Here is a 19,172-nt window from a genome sequence, read left to right on the forward strand (position 1 = left end):
AGGAGGATGGAATTGTGATAAAAACTGCTGTTATTGGACTTGGGGATATATCTAACATTCACATCCCTGCTATTCAGTCCAACCCAAATGTTAAGCTCGTAGCCGTCTGCGATCGGGATGAAACATTAAGGGATAACCTGCCAGGCGTGAGTTTTTATACAGATCTTCATGATATGTTAGAACAAGAAACCCTGGATTGCGTTCATATATGTCTGCCACATTATCTTCACCTACCTGCGACGATAGCCTGTGTGGAAAAGGGGGTTCATGTATTTCTTGAAAAGCCCTTGGCATTAAACGCTGATGAGGGGCTAACCTTAGTAAAGCTTGAGGAAGACTATAAGGAAGTTAAAATTTGTGTGTGCTTGCAAAATCGATTTAATGACACTTTCATAAAGATTCAGGAGATTGTCCAGAGTAAACAGTATGGAGATATTGTAGGTATCAAGGGATTGGTTACCTGGTCTAGACCGCAGGCTTATTATGATGATAAGCCGTGGCGAGGAAGAATGAAGTATGCAGGCGGTGGAGTCATGATTAATCAATCTATTCACACCTTGGACTTAATGCAGTTGTTAGGCGGTGAAATAGAGACCATTAGAGGCTCTATTGATAACCTATTGGATTATGACATTGAAGTAGAAGACACAGCTACAGCTCATATTCAGTTTGTAAACGGCGCAAAGGGATTATATTATGCAACGATCGCTAACACGGGGAATTCAAGCGTTGAGCTTCAAGTACTCTTTGAGAATGGCGAACTAACCATCAAAGATAGCATACTAACTAGGCTTAATGTACGGGGTGAAAAGGAAGAATTGATTGAAGATACAAAGCTACTTGGCACCAAATCCTATTACGGGGCAAGCCATGTGAGATTGATTGATCAATTCTATTCCTGTATAGCAACTAACGCTCAAGATTATGTTCACGTGAAGGACGCACTTATTGCAATGAAAATGATAGATACTATTCGTAAATCTTCTGAAGTGAAAAGAACAATGAATATGGAGGGTTTAACACAATGAATAAGGGTAAAATCGGTGTGCAAATGATGATGCTAAGAGGCAAAGTCGAAGAGATAGGCGTATATGAGACGATGAGGACATTAAATGAACTTGGATATCACTGTGTAGAGGTATCACAAATACCGATGACAACAGAAAATGTAGCTGAGATGAAGAGAGGTAGTGTAGATTTCGATATTGAAATTGCGGCCCTTTCTGCCGCTTTAGAGCCAATGCTACCTGGTGCACCAGGGGAGACGTTGACACATGATTTCGATAAAATTGTTAACGATTGCAAAACGTTAGATTGTCATTTTTTGCGAATCGGCATGTTGCCATTAAACGTCATGGGTCATAAAGATAAAATCATGGAGTTCATTGGAAAAGTTGATATGATGGCAATTAAATTAGCTGAACATGGCATTGAATTGTACTATCATACCCATCATCTTGAATTCCAGAAATATGATGGTGAATATTTATTGGACATGATAAAAAATAATACATCTAAACTTGGATTTGAATTAGATGTTCACTGGATTCAAAGAGCTGGAGAAAATCCAGTCGAGGTTATTAAGAAATATGAAGGTCGTATTTCTCTATTACATTTGAAAGATTATCGAATTGGACAAATGGATTTAAGTGAAGTGGATTTTAAAGATATATCTAAATTCATGCATATCTTCACGAATACAATTGAATTTGCAGAAGTTGGTGAGGGTAACCTTGATATGCCAGCTATTATTGATGCCGGTCTTGAGCATGGTGCACAGTATTTCTTTGTTGAACAAGACGATCTGTATGGGCGAGATCCATTTGATTGTTTGGAGACATCTCGTAACAACTTGAGAGAAATGGGTTATGCTGATTGGTTTTAATTTAAATATATAAAAAGGGAGTGTGAGGAAATGATTCAGGATTGTATTTACTGTGCTGATGATGGTAGGTTAGAGAATCTCATGATAGAAATAGACACGCTTCGGGTTTCGGTGTTGTAGCGCTGAATGAACATCATAAGGAATTATTTCATCTATCTCAAGAAGTACAAGATGATTACATGAGAGATGTTGCACAAGTGGCACGTGCGGTAGAACAAGCCTTCTCAAGCGACAAGATAAATTATGGTGCGTTCGGAGATAACATGCCTCATGTACATTTTCATATCGTACCTAAACAAAAAAATGGACCTGAGTGGGGAACCATGTTTGAGATGAATCCTTCTGCAAATAAGCAGCTTACCAAGGAAGAATATCAAGATATTATCGATCAAATAAAATGTCATTTGTAGGATAGCTATCAGTAGAGTTGGAGAATTAGTGAATTTATTTATCTATTAATATATGAAAAGGTAATTCTTAACGCGCAATGCGGAGAATTACCTTTTCATATTTGTATTAGGAAAGTGAGTTTTTGTATGTGGTGGAGGCACGTACAACGAGTTCTGGTTCTAAGTGAATGGTTCTAATCGAACTTGGATCTTTAATAAGTTCAAGAATGGTTTCGACAATAGCAGTTGTCATCGTGGATATGGCAACACCTACCATAGTCATAGGTATTTCTAAGTCTTCCATCTGAGGGAGATTGTCGTAGCTGACGACAGACATATCATAGGGTATGGTAAGATCATGTTCACTTACGGCTCGAAGGATTCCTCGAGTCAAATCTATACCGCCGCTGATGACTGCAGTCGGACGTGTTGATCGTTCCAGTAGGGTACGTCCGGCTATGTATCCGTCGTGGAACTCTAATCCTTGCATTTGAATAATGGGGTCGCCCTCCATGTGAAGGCCTTGACGTAGGGTCTCATCCCGAAACGCTTCAATCTTAACGGTCTGTAAAGGATCATGCGACTGAGGCTCACCTACATACGCAATATCTCTATGACCCAATCCCACCAAATGTCGAACAGCTAGACGAATGGCTTGACCACGTTTAACGTCAACTGTGGAGTAAGGCGTATAGCCGGCATCACCGTAGGTAAGAATGGGTATTTTCATCTGATTTAAGTTACTATAGCTGGTATTACTATCCCTGTCCCCAAAGATAAGAATGGCGTCCACTTGGTAGCGACGTAGGGTTTCAATCGAGGATTCTATATTGTTAATCAATAATATCGTGATATATCCTTGTTTCTCAAGTTCCTCGCTAAGTTTTGTTATAAGGGAGGAAAGAGCAACACGTTCTATAGATGGCCATACGATGCCAATAGCTCCGCTTTTCTTAGAGACGAGATTTCGGGCTGCAATGTTAGGTTGGTAATCCATTTCTTTTGCGATGGAAAGGATATGTTGTTTTGTTTTGTGCTGTACGAGCGGACTATCTCTGAGTGCTTTAGAGACAGTGGAGAAGCTAACACCTGCTCGCTCTGCGATATCTTTGATCGTTACCATAGTTGGCCTCCGAGAGAAATATTTACGAGTAATATCATAAATGATTCATCTATCATAGTATATTTATTTCTTAAATGAAAGCGCCTTAAATTCGAGTAGACAATATAAGTATATTGGGATATTATAAAAATAACAACGTTGTTAATTTGGAGCAGAGGTGGTTTTCTAATGTTTAATCTACAAGATACCGTATCAGTTGTTATCGGAGGTAATGGTGTTCTGGGCAGTGCGATGGCAGCAGCGCTTGCCGAAGCAGGATCAAAGGTAGCCATCATTGGCCGAGACATGGAGAAAGCTAGATTAGTATGTGAGAAAATTGAAAGCAACGGCGGTCAAGCGATCTTTTTTGAAGCTGATGCGACAAAGAAAGACGAACTAGAGTCCGTATTAAATAAAGTACTGTTATGGGGAGGGCGAGTAGACACCCTAGTCAATGCCTCTGGTACGAACAGTCCAACACCGTTTTTCGATTTGGAAATGAATGAATGGGACCGAATCATGGATGTTAACCTTAAGAGCGTAGTACTTGCATGTCAAGTTTTTGGTAAAAAGATGATTGAGCAGGGCAATGGTGGTTCAATCATTAATATATCTTCTGTCTCTTCTGCACCACCGTTGTCTCGAGTGTTTACTTACTCAGCATCGAAATCGGGAGTCAATAGTGTAACTCAGTTTTTAGCTCGTGAATTTGCACCAGATAGAGTAAGGGTTAACGCAATCATTCCAGGATTCTTCCCTGCTGAGCAAAACAAAAAAATACTATCCCCTGACAGAATAGAATCAATCATGCAACATACGCCAATGAATCGTTTCGGTGATCCAGAAGAACTTAAGGGAGCGGTAGTTTTCTTGGCTTCATCAAGAGCTTCTTCGTTTGTCACCGGTACTTTACTCCGGGTAGATGGTGGATTTGGAGCGATGACCATATGAGCGACATACTCAAAAAGCTAGTCGAGAACATCCCAATTCCGAAGTTAGTGAAGATTCGACAGTCGTTTGACGACACGATCCTAGAAGATCCGATTGGAGAATTGATTAAGAGATTGCGGTCTGCTGAATCAAAGTCGGGGATTATTGCTGGACAGAAGGTTGCAGTAGCTGTCGGAAGCCGGGGGATTTCTAGAATTGATGAGCTGACCAAGACCGTTATCGACGAACTAAAGAGGATTGGTGCTGAGCCCTTCATTGTACCTTGCATGGGAAGTCATGGGGGAGCGACGGCAGGAGGGCAGACAGAGGTCCTTGCCCATCTTGGCATCGACGAGAAACGGATGAACTGTCCGGTTCGATCATCGATGGAGGTTGTTGAGTTGGATCGTCTACCGAATGGGTTGCCGGTTTATTGCGACAAAATTGCAGCTACGGAAGCTGACGCCATTATCGTCATTAACCGAATCAAGCCACATACTGCTTTTCGTGGTGAGATTGAAAGCGGAATGTTTAAGATGATCTCTATCGGACTAGGTAAGCAGAAGGGTGCTGAAGCTTGTCATCAGCTCGGATTTAAATATATGGCTGAGAACGTACCGGCTATGGCACGAGTGATGATCGAGAAGCTTCCAATTGTATTTGGAGTGGCAATCGTGGAGAACGCGTACGACCAAATCTGTCGCATAGAAGTTCTCGGTACAGATATTATGGAGGCAAGAGAGAAGGAACTACTCGTTGAGGCGAAGAGTCGTTTGCCACAAATTCTATTCTCTGAGCTTGACGTACTTGTTATAGATTACATCGGTAAGAACATCAGTGGAGATGGAGCCGATCCGAATATCACAGGTAGATATCCGACACCGTATGCACATGGCGGACCAGAGGTGAATAAGATGGTTGTCCTCGATCTGACACCTGAGTCCGAGGGTAATGCCAATGGTGTAGGTACAGCCGATTTCACGACGAGTCGCTTAGTTAGTAAGACGGATTGGCCTAGTACTTATGCCAATGGACTAACATCAACGGTGTGTGCACCTACGAAACAGGCAACAACGCTTGCGGATGATCGTGATGCTATCAAAGCTGCGATCAAAACCTGTAACATTCTAGATTATTCACAGTGCAAACTGATTCGCATTCGTGACACGCTTCATCTAGGTACTATTGAAATTTCCGAAGCGCTTCTGGAGGAAGCTAGAAGAAATCCACGTATTGAAATTTTGGAAGGACCTTATGAGTGGGAATTTGACGAGGAAGGATACTTACCCAAATGAGTGAGAATATAAAAATAGTAATAGCGATTGATATCGGAACGACGAGCACGAAGACACTCGCAGTGAATCAGTCCGGGAATATCCTTGGTAGCCATTCGATTGAATATCCACTGCATACGCCGGTTCCTGGCTATGCTGAACAAGATCCTGATGTCATATATGAGGTCGTATTAAATTGCGTGGCCAATCTCATGAAGAAGGGCGGCTTCCTTGCTGAAGACATATTGTGTGTTTCTTTCAGTTCAGCTAATCATAGCTTAATTCTACTTGACGGGAGCGGGCAGCCTCTTACTCCAAGCATCACTTGGGCAGATCAGCGAAGTGCTGTACAGGCGGAGCAATTATTGAAAGATGGTACTGGATTGTCAGTATATTTACGAACGGGGACACCGATTCACCCGATGTCACCACTTGTTAAGTTGATTTGGATGAGGGAAGAACGTCCGGAGTTATTCTACGCCGCACAACATTTCGTCGGGATAAAAGAATATATTGTGAATAAGTTATTCGGGATATTGATTATGGATCATTCTATCGCTAGCGCTACCGGACTATTCAATTTGAGAACGTTATCATGGGATGTTGAAGCCATGCAGCTAGCAGCTATTCGTGAGGAACAACTACCTCGATTAGTTCCGACTACGGAACGCATCGAGGGGTTAAGTAGGGTAGCAGCCGAGCATATGGGTCTTGCAATGAACACGCCATTTATTATCGGGGCGCAAGATGGGGTACTGGCCAATCTGGGTATTGGAGCAGTCGAGGAAGATGTGTTTGCAGTAACGATTGGAACAAGTGGTGCTGTGCGGACGACTGTTAATCAACCAACCTTAGATCCAGAAGGGAAGTTGTTCTGTTACGCATTGACGAAAGATCAGTGGGTTGTAGGTGGCGCAACCAACAACGGAGCTATCGTTGCTAGTTGGATATCGGACCGCCTCTACGCTGGAAAAACGATAGAAGAGGTACTTCCTTTAGCTGCAGCTGTACCCCCAGGAGCGAACGGCCTTCTCTTCCTACCGCTCTTATCAGGAGAGAGAGCTCCTTTCTGGGATGCGCATGCGAAGGGAGTCATGTTCGGACTGACACTTGCACATACGGAGTCGGATATGCTTCGCGCAGCAATGGAAGGTGTCCTATTTCAAATTACGGCTATTGTTTCTTTGATGAAAGATGACGGCGGGAAGCCTAGGGAAGTTAGAGCATCCGGAGGGTTTGCTCGTTCTACCATTTGGTGCCAGATGCTGGCTGACATGTTAGGCGTACCTGTTCGCGTACCTGAATCAGTAGAAAGTTCCGGACTTGGAGCTGCTCAGCTTGGACTGTATGCCATGGAAGGTTGCGACGGACCGCTACTCAGGTGGAAAGAATTGAACGGCAGTATTTACGAACCAGACGTGGCAAACCATAAGATTTACCAAAAGTTACTTCCGTTCTATTTAGACTTATATGATCGATTGAAAGAGCCAATGAGGGAAATTACGATGCTCCAGCATACAACTGATGAATTACTTTAACTGATGGAGGGCTAATATCATGCATGATAAATATAGTAAGTTGCAAGCGATTCTATTAGAAATGGAATCTGTAGTCGTTGCATTCTCAGGGGGCGTTGATAGTACTTTTCTTCTGGATGTCGCATTAAAGACACTTGGAAGTGAGAATGTCTTGGCGGTCACTGCTGACTCAGAAACATATCCAACGGAAGAGTTGGAGGAAGCGATTAAGCTAGCGAAACAACTCGGGGCTGAGCATAAGGTTATAGAGACATCCGAACTAAATATTCCAGGGTATAAAGAAAATACGGCAAATCGCTGCTATTTCTGCAAAAAAAGCCTGTTTGAACATTTGGAGCCGTTCATTAAAGAAGGGCATTATCGGCATATCGTATATGGACTCATTGCTGATGACATGAATGAGCATAGACCTGGAGTTCAAGCAGCCAAGGAACGAGGTGTACGGGGGCCGCTACAAGAAGCGGATCTATATAAAGGAGAAATCCGTGACTTATCCCGTGAACACGGACTCGCAAATTGGGATAAACCCTCATTTGCTTGTCTTTCCTCCCGAATTGCATACGGCGAGACCATTACTATCGAGAAGCTTGGACGTGTCGGAGAATCCGAACGCTATATCCGCTCACTTGGATTCGGCCAAGTGAGGGTACGAAGTCATGGTGATATTGCCCGAATCGAAGTTGAATCAGAAGCAATGGAGCAACTGATTGGTCAGGCATCGCTCATTTCAGACAAACTGAAAGAGTTTGGTTTCATCTATGTGGCAATGGATCTTACTGGTTATCGTAGTGGCAGTATGAATAAATTGCTTGCGGGTGGAGGGAAGACCCAATGAATGAGTTCGAGGATCTTGGCTTCTGCAAACTAGATATGGGTAGAAATGAGCGGACGGGACATCCAGAGGTTGTGTTCGGTATGGGGAAGACAGTGGACCAAGTGGACACGATCTTCTCTCGGCTTGTGGAAGTTCATGGGAGGGCACTTGTAACACGCGCTACGCCCGAAATGGCTGAGCGAGTGAATGCAACCTACCCGGAAGCGGAGTATGACGAAGTATCTCGTCTCATCTACTTAGGTAAACCCACGCGGAATCTTCTAGGGAAGGTGGCTGTTCTAACCGCAGGGACATCGGATATCCCAGTGGCAGAGGAAGCGGCAAGGACAGCTGAATGGATGGGTTGCGAGGTTGATCGAATCTATGATGTCGGGGTAGCTGGCATCGAGCGGTTACTTAGCCAAAAGGAACGCATCAGGGAAGCATCTGTTGTGATTGCTGTTGCAGGTATGGAAGGGGCCTTGGTCAGCGTGGTAGGAGGGCTCGTGCGTAGACCGGTTATCGCTGTACCTACCTCTGTGGGATATGGAGCCAATTTACAGGGAATTACAACGCTTCTTGCAATGATGACCTCTTGCGCAGCGGGTGTTACGGTAGTCAACATTGATAATGGATTCGGGGCAGGCTTTCAAGCAGCGATGATATTACAATTGGTATCGGAGGGCATTTAACATGAGAACAATCTATTTGGATTGTATTTCAGGCATTGCAGGTGATATGGCTCTTTCTGCACTAGTGGACTTGGGTGCTGATCAAGAATATATTGTAGGCCATTTAACTGAACTGCCGATTGATTCATTCACGATGGAATTTATAGAGGTTGATCGGAGAGGGATTACGGCCAAATGGTTGAAACTGAGCTTTGATGAACATCATCACGACATCGATCATGATCATCGCCATCACCACGACCACGACCATAGCCATCATCATGAGCATCACCACGACCACGACCATAGCCATCACAATGAGCATCATAGCGACCACGATCATGATCATAGCCACCATCATGACCATGATCACGACCTTCATCGTGCATCACATACGCACGATGAGACAAGTGGGCACTCTCATGAGCATAGGAAAGCTTCCGACATTATGCGCATGATAGATAGTTCAAATCTACCAGAACGTGTTAAAGAGAGAAGTTTGTCGATTTTTCATTTGATTGCCGAAGCAGAAGGTAAGATCCATGGGATGGACCCAGCAGAGGTTCACTTTCACGAAGTGGGAGCAATGGATTCTATTCTAGACGTCATTGGAGTTTGCCTAGCACTCGAGAGTCTCGATGTCTCCAAGATAATTGTTTCACCCGTACCAACAGGAACAGGCAGGCTTCGTATGGCGCATGGTTTATATCCGATACCTGCTCCTGCAACGGCGGAGATACTTCGAGGTGTACCATTGTCTTCATTTACTGCCCAAGGAGAGCTGACAACACCAACAGGGGCGGGGATTGTGAAGGCGTTGGCATCTGAGTTTGGAACTCTGCCTGCGGGGACAATAGACAGGATAGGATATGGCGCCGGATCCAAAAATTTCGACCATCCCAACGTGATAAGAGCGATTCTTTTTCAGCAAGAGCAAACGAAGAACTTTGACGAGACAATTGTTGTATTAGAAGCTCAAGTAGATGATTCTACGGGAGAGATACTCGGGTTTGCCATGGAAAAGCTGTTCGAAGCTGGAGCGCTAGATGTGTATTATACCCCTGTATATATGAAAAAGAATCGTCCTGGAATCCTCATTAGCGTATTATGTCACCCGGCTAAGAGCGATCGTTGTGAGGAGACACTGCTTGCGGAAACATCTACCTTCGGTGTAAGACGAAGCGATTGGAAGCGAAGAGTGCTTGAACGTCAATGGATTCAGGTAGACACTGATTATGGATCAGTAAGAGTGAAACAGGCTATTGAAGGCGATAGGATCATTCGTCAATCGCCTGAATTTGAGGATGCGGCTCAAGCGGCTCGTTCATTTGGTGTTCCACTTGAATCCGTATATCGTGAAATATATAAACATTTAAGGTAATAGCTAATATTTTTATACTTGATTGTAGCAATCTCATGTTATCTTGGACTGTAATTGAAGGGTCGACAACCTGATAAGTAAAGCCGTAGGACTTACCCTTGGTTAATATGTCGATCCTGATACAGCTTAGGAGAAGTAAAAGTAGTTAGTGGAGTCGGGAAATGGGTACAGAAGAGCTTTTGTTGTTCACTACTGTGAACGGGCCGTCTGTTTTTAATTATGGAATATCTGGGGTTGCTATTAATTTCACTGTATGCGGTTACATATTTATTTTTGTAATTAGTGTAAGCTAGCTGATTAAATTATTTAAGATTTTTTAACAACGTTGTTATTGATTGCTTATATAGCTTATATATCATTTAAGGAGAGATAGTAAATGAATAAACAACAGATTGGTGTTATTGGACTTGCAGTCATGGGTAAGAATCTTGCATTGAATTTGGAGAGTCGAGGATTTGAGGTTGCCGTCTATAATCGATCCTTTGATAAAACGCAGGAGTTGGTCACCGAAGCATCTGGCCGGAATTTGTACGGATACGACGCTTTGGGGGACTTTGTGGCTTCTCTTGAGACCCCTAGAAAAATTCTAATGATGGTAAAGGCTGGAACACCTACGGACGATACCATTGCACAACTTATACCACTACTTGAAAAAGGAGATATCTTGATTGATGGTGGTAATTCATACTTTATAGATACGCAGCGCAGAGCAAGTGAGTTGGAGCTACACGGCATTCAGTTTGTCGGTGCAGGAGTCTCAGGAGGTGAGCAGGGGGCATTGGAGGGACCCGCTATTATGCCTGGTGGAACCCGAGAAACATATGCATATATTGAACCATTTTTAACTGCTATTTCGGCTAAAGTTGAGGGAGATCCTTGCTGCACCTATATCGGACCTGATGGCGCGGGACATTATGTCAAAATGGTGCACAACGGTATCGAATATGGAGACATGCAGCTGATTTGCGAGGCATATCACTTGCTAAAAGAAGTAATAGAGGCAGAACCTGAGGAGCTTCATCAGATTTTCAAGGAATGGAACGAGGGTGAACTTAACAGCTACTTGATTGAAATCACACAAGACATATTTACCAAGATCGATCCAGACACTGGTAAATATGTCGTTGATATCATCAAGGATTCTGCAGGCCAGAAAGGTACCGGGAAATGGGCCTCACAAAATGCACTGGATCTGGGTGTTCCTTTGCCGGTCATTACGGAGTCAGTCTTCATGCGTTATTTATCATCTCTAGGGGAAGAACGTAAGCTTGCTTCCACGTTGTTTAATAAGCCGGCTATTTCACAAATCAGTGGAAATCGTAAGGATTTCATTGAATTAATTCGTAAGGCGTTGTATGCAAGTAAAATATGCTCTTATGCCCAAGGATTTGCTCAAATGAAGATGGCTTCCGAGACTTACGGGTGGGGATTAAATTACGGTAACATTTCGATGATATTCCGAGGAGGTTGCATTATCCGTGCTCAATTTCTTCACAATATAAAGGATGCTTTTGATACCGATGCAACTCTATCTAATCTTCTCTTAGACAATTATTTTAAAAATATTGTGAATGAATATCAGCAGGCGTGGCGTGAAGTTGTTGCAGTTGCAGCACTAAACGGCATTTCTATACCGGCATTCGCTTCGGCTCTATCTTATTTTGATGCGTATCGTACAGCGTATCTCCCAGCAAATCTGCTTCAGGCTCAGCGTGATTATTTTGGGGCCCATACTTTTGAGCGTGTTGATAAAGAAGGAAGCTATCACTATCAATGGAACAATTAACGAAAGGGGAAATTAAAGTGAATATTCAAACTAATGTAAGTAAGGCTGATCTACGACAGACTGTGGAGCATTTGGCAATGAGCATGCCCGTCACCGATATGCATACGCATTTATATGCGCCTGAATTTGGGGAATTGCTTTTGTGGGGCATTGATGAACTGTTGACTTATCATTATTTGATTTCAGAGTCGATCAGATGGTCTGAAGAAGAATATAGTCATTTCTGGTCTATGACCAAACGTGAGCAAGCGGACTGGATATGGCAAACCCTTTTCCTTGATCATTCGCCGGTAAGTGAGGCGACCAGTGGTTTCATTACGATCCTCACTCGTCTTGGGTTTGATGTAAGCTCACGTAACCTAGATGATTACCGTCAAGAACTCGCGAAACGTTCGGTTAATGAACAAGTAGATATTGTGATGCAAATCGCGGGCATAGATAAAATCGTCATGACGAATGACCCGTTCGATTCCATTGAACGTTCAGTATGGTTGTCAGGAAACGGGAAAAAGGATCCTCGGTTCTACGCGGCACTTCGAGTGGATACACTGTTGAACGATTGGCCACTTGCCGTGAACGAGCTTCAAAACCTTGGTTATGATGTTCAAATGGAATGGTCCAAACAGACAATAGAGGAAACGCGTAGATTTCTGAGCGAATGGATCATTCGTATGGATGCTCTTTATCTTGCAGTATCTATGCCAGGTGATTTTCAATATCCAGCGGATGACCATAGAAGTAAAATGATTGACGAGGTTATGATTCCGGTATGCCAAGGGCAAAACATCCCGTTTGCACTTATGATCGGCGTTCGGAGAAAAGTGAACCCATTGCTCGGATTGGCAGGCGACATGAGTATGAGATCTGACGTATCGGCAGTTGAAGCATTATGTCGCCGTTATCCGGACCAGAAGTTCCTAATTACTATGCTAGCGAGAGAGAATCAGCATGAATTGACAGTGCTTGCACGCAAGTTCCGCAATTTAATGATTTTCGGTTGTTGGTGGTTTCTTCACATCGAGTCCATCGTTGAGGAGATGACGCGATTCCGGGTAGAGCTTCTAGGTACTTCAATGATTCCGCAGCATTCTGACTGTCGTGTCTTTGAACAACTGATCTATAAATGGGAGCATTCTAGAAAAATTATTGCTAAGGTGCTGGCAGACAAATACGAGAAGCTTCATTATAGTGGATGGAATGTAACTGAAGAAGAAATAAAAAGAGATTTGGATGATATGTTAAACCAGAACTTTTGGCGCTTTCTGGGCAAGGGTCAATAGCAGGTAAGATCCGAACTTGATGCAAAAATAGGCGGTTCTTAAGAACGGCCTATTTTTTGCGTATTCGAAATATAAGAGTTACGTTTCACTTTTTTAACTGTCACGCAGAAACCATCAATTTATTCCATACTTCTGAATTGGATTCCTTTCACATCGTGTACTAATATATACTAGGTATCTATAAGATCTTACGATAAAGGAGGGGTTTTTTAATAAATTTAGTGGATGATTTACACAATTGGAAACATGGGGAAATGTGAAACGTCGATAGATCAATATAATGAATGGGGATCGAGATAACTACTAGAATTCAATCTCATAGGTTAGATTTTCGTACAAGATAGTATTAATAGAATCAACCCCATACACGATAATGAAATAAATAGAATCATTGTGCTACTATCTTTCTTCTTCTGAGTTGGAATAGAAGTTATGATTTCTTCTGTTCTTACTGCATTCTTTTGAAGATGGACTTTGAAAGATTCATATAACAGAATTCCGCAACGATCACAGAATTGTGCGCTATCTTTGTTCTGAAAGTTACATTTAAGACAGTGCAATGTTCATTCTCCTTTCATTTGTGAGGGTGAATCTCAAGTTAAAACAATAAATAATGATCCAATAAAGTAATTATATACCAAATGAAACTATCAGTAAATATAATGGAACTAACAGTATATTAATTTTAGATTAAACTTTCACTACTGTTTAGGGTGGAGGGTGATATAACAATGGATTATATTCAATTAGGATCGCGATTACGTAAGGAACGACTTAAACATAATTTCACCCAAGAAAAATTGGCTGAGAGGATCGATGTATCTCATGCATATATAGGCCAAATTGAACGAGGCGAGAGAAGCCTTACGCTCGAAACTCTGATCAAATTAGCCAATCAATTAGACGTAACCGCAGACGAATTACTTCACGATTCTCTCAAAATGAATGAAAGTCACTTCATACATAAAATCATACAATTGGTTCATGAACGTTCGATTGATGAGCAGCAAATGGCATTGAATATGCTTGAAGTGATGTTTACTCATCTTGATCAGATGAACTCGACAAGTAAAGATATAATAAAGGACTCGATGGTTGTAAATTCTTAATTAATGGAAGTCATTTGTCATTTGTTATTTGTCATTGGATCAAGGTAGATTAAACGTTTAAGCTAGGTCGTTATTAAGAAGGTTATCCCTGTAGGGATAACCTTCTTAATAACGGCCTTTTAAATTTGGTATAAAGCTTACTAATTCCAGTGTATATTGGAGAATTCGAATTAAAGTGTAATGATATGATTACAATTGCAAAGTAGGCTTTACATAAATTGCAAAGTTAGCTATACTTATTTTGTAAAGTGAACTTTGCATATGGGAGGATGTCTTGTGAAGACCAGAATTCAAGAACTACGTAAACTACATCGTATTTCACAGGAAGAACTAGGATTAGCCGTAGGGGTGACCAGGCAAACCATTACTTCCTTGGAAGGTGAGAAGTACACAGCATCATTAGTCCTTGCCTATAAGATTGCACAATATTTTAGCCTCAGCATTGAAGAAGTATTTGATTTCAGCCAATTGGAGGAGATGTGAGATGGAGAAGTTCAAAGCAACTATACAATTAAGAATTAAATTATTAGCCATTGTAATGGTAATAACGGTGCTAAGTAATGTGATATTACAATTTATGAGAGATCGACTACCTGCCAGACCCGATTTTATTTTCGGATTTCAGACAGGCGTTTTTATAGGTCTGCTGGTGTTTTTATTGTACATTATTTCAAAATACACAGCGTGTTTAAAGAATGCTGAAGCACTGAAAAAGTTATACATTAAAGAACATGATGAACGTGAACAGTTAATCGCTTATAAAGCCTCCGTATTAGCGCTAGTCGTATTGCTTGTGATCGTGGCACTTTCTACAGTCATTGCAGGATTTTTTAATATCATTGTCTTCATTACATTATTAAGTGTTATGGGACTGCTGTTAATTGTAATGCTTACTACGCTAACGTATTACAGAAGAGCCCTTTGAAAAAGATTAGTATAATTCTATCTTTCAAACACTAAGTGTTCGCCCAATACGATTTACACTGCGTTTACACAATCATGTATTCCCTTTAATATCTATCTCCTACAATCAAGATGCTAGTATAAAAGTCCTACAGCAAATCAATAGGACAATTGGAGGATGATATTTTTGAAGGGAAGCACCTTACACCTGTCGATGAAATGGAAGTTGATTCTAAGCTTCTCTATGGTTGCTCTTATTTTTCTTGGAGTGGCATTTTACCAGAACATTAAAATTAATCATGTTGAGATTTCAATGGAAACGCAAAAAAAAGAGATGGAAAAAAGAATTGCCGTTGCTGAGATCACCCAAATACTTCAAGAGTTAAATGGTCTGGAAACCTCACTCTCGCAATCTAGTGACCTTGAATATGTTGAGCAGTTCTTAGAAACACAAAAGAAGCTTTATACGGAAATAAATAAGGTAAGTTTTAAAATGGATTCAGAAGCTTTTAATGATTTACAGCGATTGAAAATCCAAGCTGATAAATATAAGGAAAACGTTGCTGAATTAGCCACTACGTTAGAAAATGTAGAATTGGATCCTTTGACGGTCCTTGAAAAAATCGACAGCCTACATACCGATGCACTTGTAATCAATAATGCTATGATTAAGACGAATGGAACATTGTATACAGCTGCAGCGGAGAACGCAATAGAGGCGGAAGCACGTTCCTTTAAATTATTAGATGATACAGCTTCCATTGCTGCTTATGCAGCGGTGTTTATATTTCTGATGACGCTAAGCATTGCAATTGTGCTTATACGTTCCTTTTTGTTACCGGTAAATAAGCTACAATCCGCATTACTCAAGATTTCAGAAGGAGATTTGCGATATCAAATCAATTCTCCATATAATGATGAATTAGGTCGTCTGAGTCATCATTTCGATCATATGGTCATTAGAGTTCGGGATATGCTGCAACAAACACAGTCCGTGGCATCTTCACTAGCAACGTATTCACAGTCCTTCCAACAATCTTCAGCTATTACAGCACATACGAATCTAGATATTGTACAGACTATACAGGAAATTTCGGTAGGGGCTGGGCAACAGGCGGAGCAATCAGAGCATAGTGCAAGCTTAATTCAGGAATTGGAACGTGGAGTAAATGAAATTTCGGAATATACCGATGTTATGGTAGCAACAAGTGAAACAGCTAATCACAATACTAGAAAAGGGTTTGCAGCTGTCACAGATCTGCAGAAAGTATCTGAGCATTCTCGTGATTCAATCGTTAAGGTGTATGATTCTTTAATCAAGCTTATGGAGCAATCGAAACAGATATCAAGGATTACGCATACGATTTCGGAGATTTCGACACAGACCAATTTACTATCGTTGAATGCGGCTATTGAGGCAGCACAGGCCGGAGCATATGGCAAAGGATTTGCCGTTATTGCCGATGAGGTAAGGAAATTGTCGGTGCAAACCAAAGCGTCATCCGTTCATATCGGTAAAATAGTTAATGATTTACAAGCTGGAATGGTAGACTTCCAGAAATCGATGCTTGAAACGAAAGGGAGTCTAGAGGAACAGGATCATCAAGTAGCAGAGACTCTTTCATCCTTTAAAGCCATAGATCATACAATTGAAGAAATCAGTAGGCAGATAGAACAAATTCACGATAAGGTGGATTTGACCCGGACTAACAATGCGAGACTGTCTGAATCTGTTCATTGTGTAGCTTCTATTGCTGAAGAGACTGCTGCAGGCGTTCAGGAAGTGAACGCTTCAAGTATACAGCAGGATAGTGCGATTAGTAATATTGCTGAGCAAGCGATTCAAATTAATGAAATTTCGCAAAAACTGTTCCGTGAAATCAATGTATTTAAGATTGATGTTAAAGGGGATGAGGGTGATGATATTGAGCATAACGCGGTCATCCTATCTTTAGATGAAGGTTCGCACATACTAACACCATCACGCATCGTTATATAAGGAAAACTTATGATTTTATTGCAATACTATTATTGGACTTCGTGGTTGACCTATATCTATAATGAAATATAAGGTATTACAATAAATATTAAATGCTATTATTATCATATAATGGCATTTATTTTTTTGTCATTATTTGTTCAATATGCTACGGTATATGTCTTTTTATTGACCACGTTGTCACATTATGGTAGGTTAAAGTGATATATTAATACGATGTGTATACTCTGATTTATAATTGATTATATTCCTAAGTGAGGTGGATAACGTTGCAATTTCAGGTCATGAATAGCCCATTTAGTCAGGAGCAAGTAGAACTTCTTAATCGCCTTGTGCCAACACTAACGGAGTCACAACAGATTTGGTTAAGCGGATATTTTACAGCAACACAAAATTCTAATACCACGTTACATACGGCTACAGAAGTAACTACAGTTATAACTACCGATAGTCCTGTTGCAATTTCTCGGGAAGTGACAGTGCTATTCGGTTCTCAGACGGGAAACAGCCAAGGTTTAGCTAAAGCTCTTACTATCAAGTTAGAACAATTAGGGTTTCAAGTTACACTTTCTTCAATGAGTGATTTCAAATCCAATACGTTGAAGAAAGTTAAGAACTTACTGATTGTTGCGAGTACGCATGGTGAAGGAACACCTCCAGATAACGCAATTCCATTCTATGAATTCCTCCATAGTAAACGCGCACCTCAATTAGAAGACTTGCAGTTCTCCGTCTTAGCCTTAGGAGATAGTTCCTATGAGTTCTATTGTCAGACAGGTAAGGATTTCGATAAGCGTCTAGAGGAATTGGGTGGTAAACGCCTTAGTACACGCGTTGATTGTGATTTAGATTATGATGACTCGGCAGCGGATTGGATTGAAAATGTGTTAGCTAACTTGAATAAGAAGTTAGAGTCCACGGGTCCAGCTCAAGGTACTACGCTTACTGAAACTGGGACAGTAGCAGAACAATCAGCATATTCGAGAACTTCACCTTTTAAAGCAGAAGTACTAGAGAATCTAAACCTTAATGGTCGTGGATCAGATCGTGAGACTCGTCATTTAGAACTATCTCTTGAGGGTTCCAATTTCCATTATGAACCAGGGGATTGTGTGGGGATTTACCCAGAGAATTCTCTAAGTTTAGTGGAATCGTTGATTGAGAACATGGGCTGGAAGCCAGAGGAACTCGTGTCTGTTAATAAGAAGGGCGAGGAACGGAGTTTGCGCGAAGCGCTTTTAAATAACTTTGAAATAACAGTATTGACCAAACCGCTATTGGAACAAGCAGCGAAGTTATCATCTAATAAATCGTTGGAAGAACTTGTAGAACCAGGTCATGAAGTGGAACTTCGGAATTACTTGGATGGACGCGATTTGTTAGATTTAGTGCAGGATTTCTCTCCTTGGAAAGGCACAGTTCAAGAGTTCGTATCGATCCTTAGGAAGATGCCTCCTCGTCTTTATTCTATCGCTAGTAGTTCAAAAGCTAGACCTGATGAAGTCCATCTCACCATTCGGACGGTTCAATATGAATCACATGGAAGGGAACGTTATGGTGTCTGCTCTACACAATGCGCAGAACGATTAGAACCGGGTGAGCAATTATCGATGTATATTCATCATAATCCTAATTTCAAGCTTCCTGCGAATTCGGATACCCCTATTATCATGATTGGACCAGGTACTGGCGTTGCGCCATTCCGAGCTTTCCTTGAGGAAAGAGAGGAGTCAAGTGCGGAAGGGAAAGCATGGTTATTCTATGGAGATCAGCATTTACTAACAGATTTTCTCTATCAACTTGATTTCCAGCGGTGGGTTAAAGAAGGTGTTCTAACTCGCATGGATGTTGCCTTCTCACGTGATACGGATAAGAAAGTATATGTACAGCATCGTATGCTTGAGAAGAGCCGTGAACTCTATCAATGGTTGGAAAATGGTGCATCGGTATATATCTGTGGGGATGAGAAACACATGGCACATGATGTTCATAACACCTTGATCACGATCCTTGAACAAGAAGGTGGCAAGAGTACGGAAGAAGCCGTAGCTTATCTGAATGATATGCAACAACAGAAGCGCTACCAACGTGACGTATATTAAGATCGAAAG

16 protein-coding genes and 1 pseudogene are annotated in these 19,172 nt (G+C 41.5%); 16 read left to right on the forward strand and 1 reads right to left on the reverse strand.

Annotated features, from left to right (window positions below):
* Positions 1-14: 14 nt before the first annotated feature.
* The 3 genes and pseudogenes from PBAT_RS22925 to PBAT_RS22935 all read left to right on the forward strand — a co-directional run.
* Entirely contained in the window at positions 15-1,028 is a 1,014-nt protein-coding gene (locus PBAT_RS22925) for a Gfo/Idh/MocA family protein (protein ID WP_068652992.1), read from the forward strand.
* Entirely contained in the window at positions 1,025-1,885 is an 861-nt protein-coding gene (locus PBAT_RS22930) for a sugar phosphate isomerase/epimerase family protein (protein WP_068652993.1), read from the forward strand. Before PBAT_RS22925 ends, PBAT_RS22930 begins: the two co-directional genes overlap by 4 nt.
* Before the next feature lie 104 nt (positions 1,886-1,989).
* Positions 1,990-2,295, forward strand: a pseudogene (locus PBAT_RS22935) (HIT family protein); the annotation flags it as partial.
* Positions 2,296-2,401: 106 nt separating this feature from the next.
* Here PBAT_RS22935 and PBAT_RS22940 read toward each other — a convergent pair.
* Positions 2,402-3,397: a LacI family DNA-binding transcriptional regulator gene (locus PBAT_RS22940; RefSeq protein WP_068652994.1), complete on the reverse strand. Its 996-nt coding sequence runs from the start codon at positions 3,395-3,397 to the stop codon at positions 2,402-2,404.
* 168 nt (positions 3,398-3,565) lie between these two features.
* Here PBAT_RS22940 and PBAT_RS22945 point away from each other — a divergent pair, with 168 nt between their 5' ends.
* The 13 genes from PBAT_RS22945 (at position 3,566) to PBAT_RS23010 (ending at position 19,163) form a co-directional block, all read left to right on the forward strand.
* The gene (locus PBAT_RS22945) at positions 3,566-4,327 is read left to right on the forward strand and encodes an SDR family oxidoreductase (protein ID WP_068652995.1); all 762 of its coding nucleotides are present in this window, start codon (positions 3,566-3,568) and stop codon (positions 4,325-4,327) included.
* Complete coding sequence (locus PBAT_RS22950; protein WP_068652996.1) at positions 4,324-5,601, forward strand: nickel pincer cofactor-dependent isomerase, group 22; 1,278 nt, start codon at positions 4,324-4,326, stop codon at positions 5,599-5,601. Before PBAT_RS22945 ends, PBAT_RS22950 begins: the two co-directional genes overlap by 4 nt.
* Complete coding sequence (locus PBAT_RS22955; RefSeq protein ID WP_068652997.1) at positions 5,598-7,118, forward strand: gluconokinase; 1,521 nt, start codon at positions 5,598-5,600, stop codon at positions 7,116-7,118. Before PBAT_RS22950 ends, PBAT_RS22955 begins: the two co-directional genes overlap by 4 nt.
* Positions 7,119-7,134: 16 nt before the next feature.
* The gene (gene larE / locus PBAT_RS22960; protein WP_420848834.1) at positions 7,135-7,953 is read left to right on the forward strand and encodes an ATP-dependent sacrificial sulfur transferase LarE; all 819 of its coding nucleotides are present in this window, start codon (positions 7,135-7,137) and stop codon (positions 7,951-7,953) included.
* Positions 7,950-8,624 carry a nickel pincer cofactor biosynthesis protein LarB gene (larB, locus tag PBAT_RS22965; RefSeq protein WP_068652999.1) on the forward strand — a complete coding sequence of 225 codons (675 nt, stop codon included), beginning with the start codon at positions 7,950-7,952 and terminating at the stop codon, positions 8,622-8,624. Before larE ends, larB begins: the two co-directional genes overlap by 4 nt.
* Position 8,625: 1 nt before the next feature.
* The gene (gene larC / locus PBAT_RS22970) at positions 8,626-9,984 is read left to right on the forward strand and encodes a nickel pincer cofactor biosynthesis protein LarC (protein ID WP_068653000.1); all 1,359 of its coding nucleotides are present in this window, start codon (positions 8,626-8,628) and stop codon (positions 9,982-9,984) included.
* 376 nt (positions 9,985-10,360) lie between these two features.
* The gene (gene gndA, locus PBAT_RS22975; protein ID WP_068653001.1) at positions 10,361-11,770 is read left to right on the forward strand and encodes an NADP-dependent phosphogluconate dehydrogenase; all 1,410 of its coding nucleotides are present in this window, start codon (positions 10,361-10,363) and stop codon (positions 11,768-11,770) included.
* Entirely contained in the window at positions 11,758-13,050 is a 1,293-nt protein-coding gene (locus PBAT_RS22980; protein WP_068653002.1) for a hypothetical protein, read from the forward strand. Before gndA ends, PBAT_RS22980 begins: the two co-directional genes overlap by 13 nt.
* A gap of 731 nt (positions 13,051-13,781) precedes the next feature.
* Positions 13,782-14,159 (forward strand): helix-turn-helix domain-containing protein, encoded by a 378-nt coding sequence (locus PBAT_RS22990; RefSeq protein ID WP_068653004.1) that lies wholly within the window; start codon positions 13,782-13,784, stop codon positions 14,157-14,159.
* Between the two features lie 276 nt (positions 14,160-14,435).
* Entirely contained in the window at positions 14,436-14,642 is a 207-nt protein-coding gene (locus PBAT_RS22995) for a helix-turn-helix transcriptional regulator (RefSeq protein ID WP_068647057.1), read from the forward strand.
* A 1-nt stretch (position 14,643) separates the two neighbouring features.
* Positions 14,644-15,084, forward strand: a complete 441-nt coding sequence (locus tag PBAT_RS23000) for a hypothetical protein (RefSeq protein WP_068647060.1) — start codon at positions 14,644-14,646, stop codon at positions 15,082-15,084.
* A gap of 192 nt (positions 15,085-15,276) precedes the next feature.
* Complete coding sequence (locus PBAT_RS23005; RefSeq protein WP_169810079.1) at positions 15,277-17,061, forward strand: methyl-accepting chemotaxis protein; 1,785 nt, start codon at positions 15,277-15,279, stop codon at positions 17,059-17,061.
* Positions 17,062-17,330: 269 nt separating this feature from the next.
* Entirely contained in the window at positions 17,331-19,163 is a 1,833-nt protein-coding gene (locus tag PBAT_RS23010) for an assimilatory sulfite reductase (NADPH) flavoprotein subunit (protein WP_068647065.1), read from the forward strand.
* Positions 19,164-19,172: the final 9 nt, after the last annotated feature.

This window comes from Paenibacillus antarcticus (genome assembly GCF_001637225.1).
Classification (GTDB): Bacteria; Bacillota; Bacilli; order Paenibacillales; family Paenibacillaceae; genus Paenibacillus_AQ; species Paenibacillus_AQ antarcticus.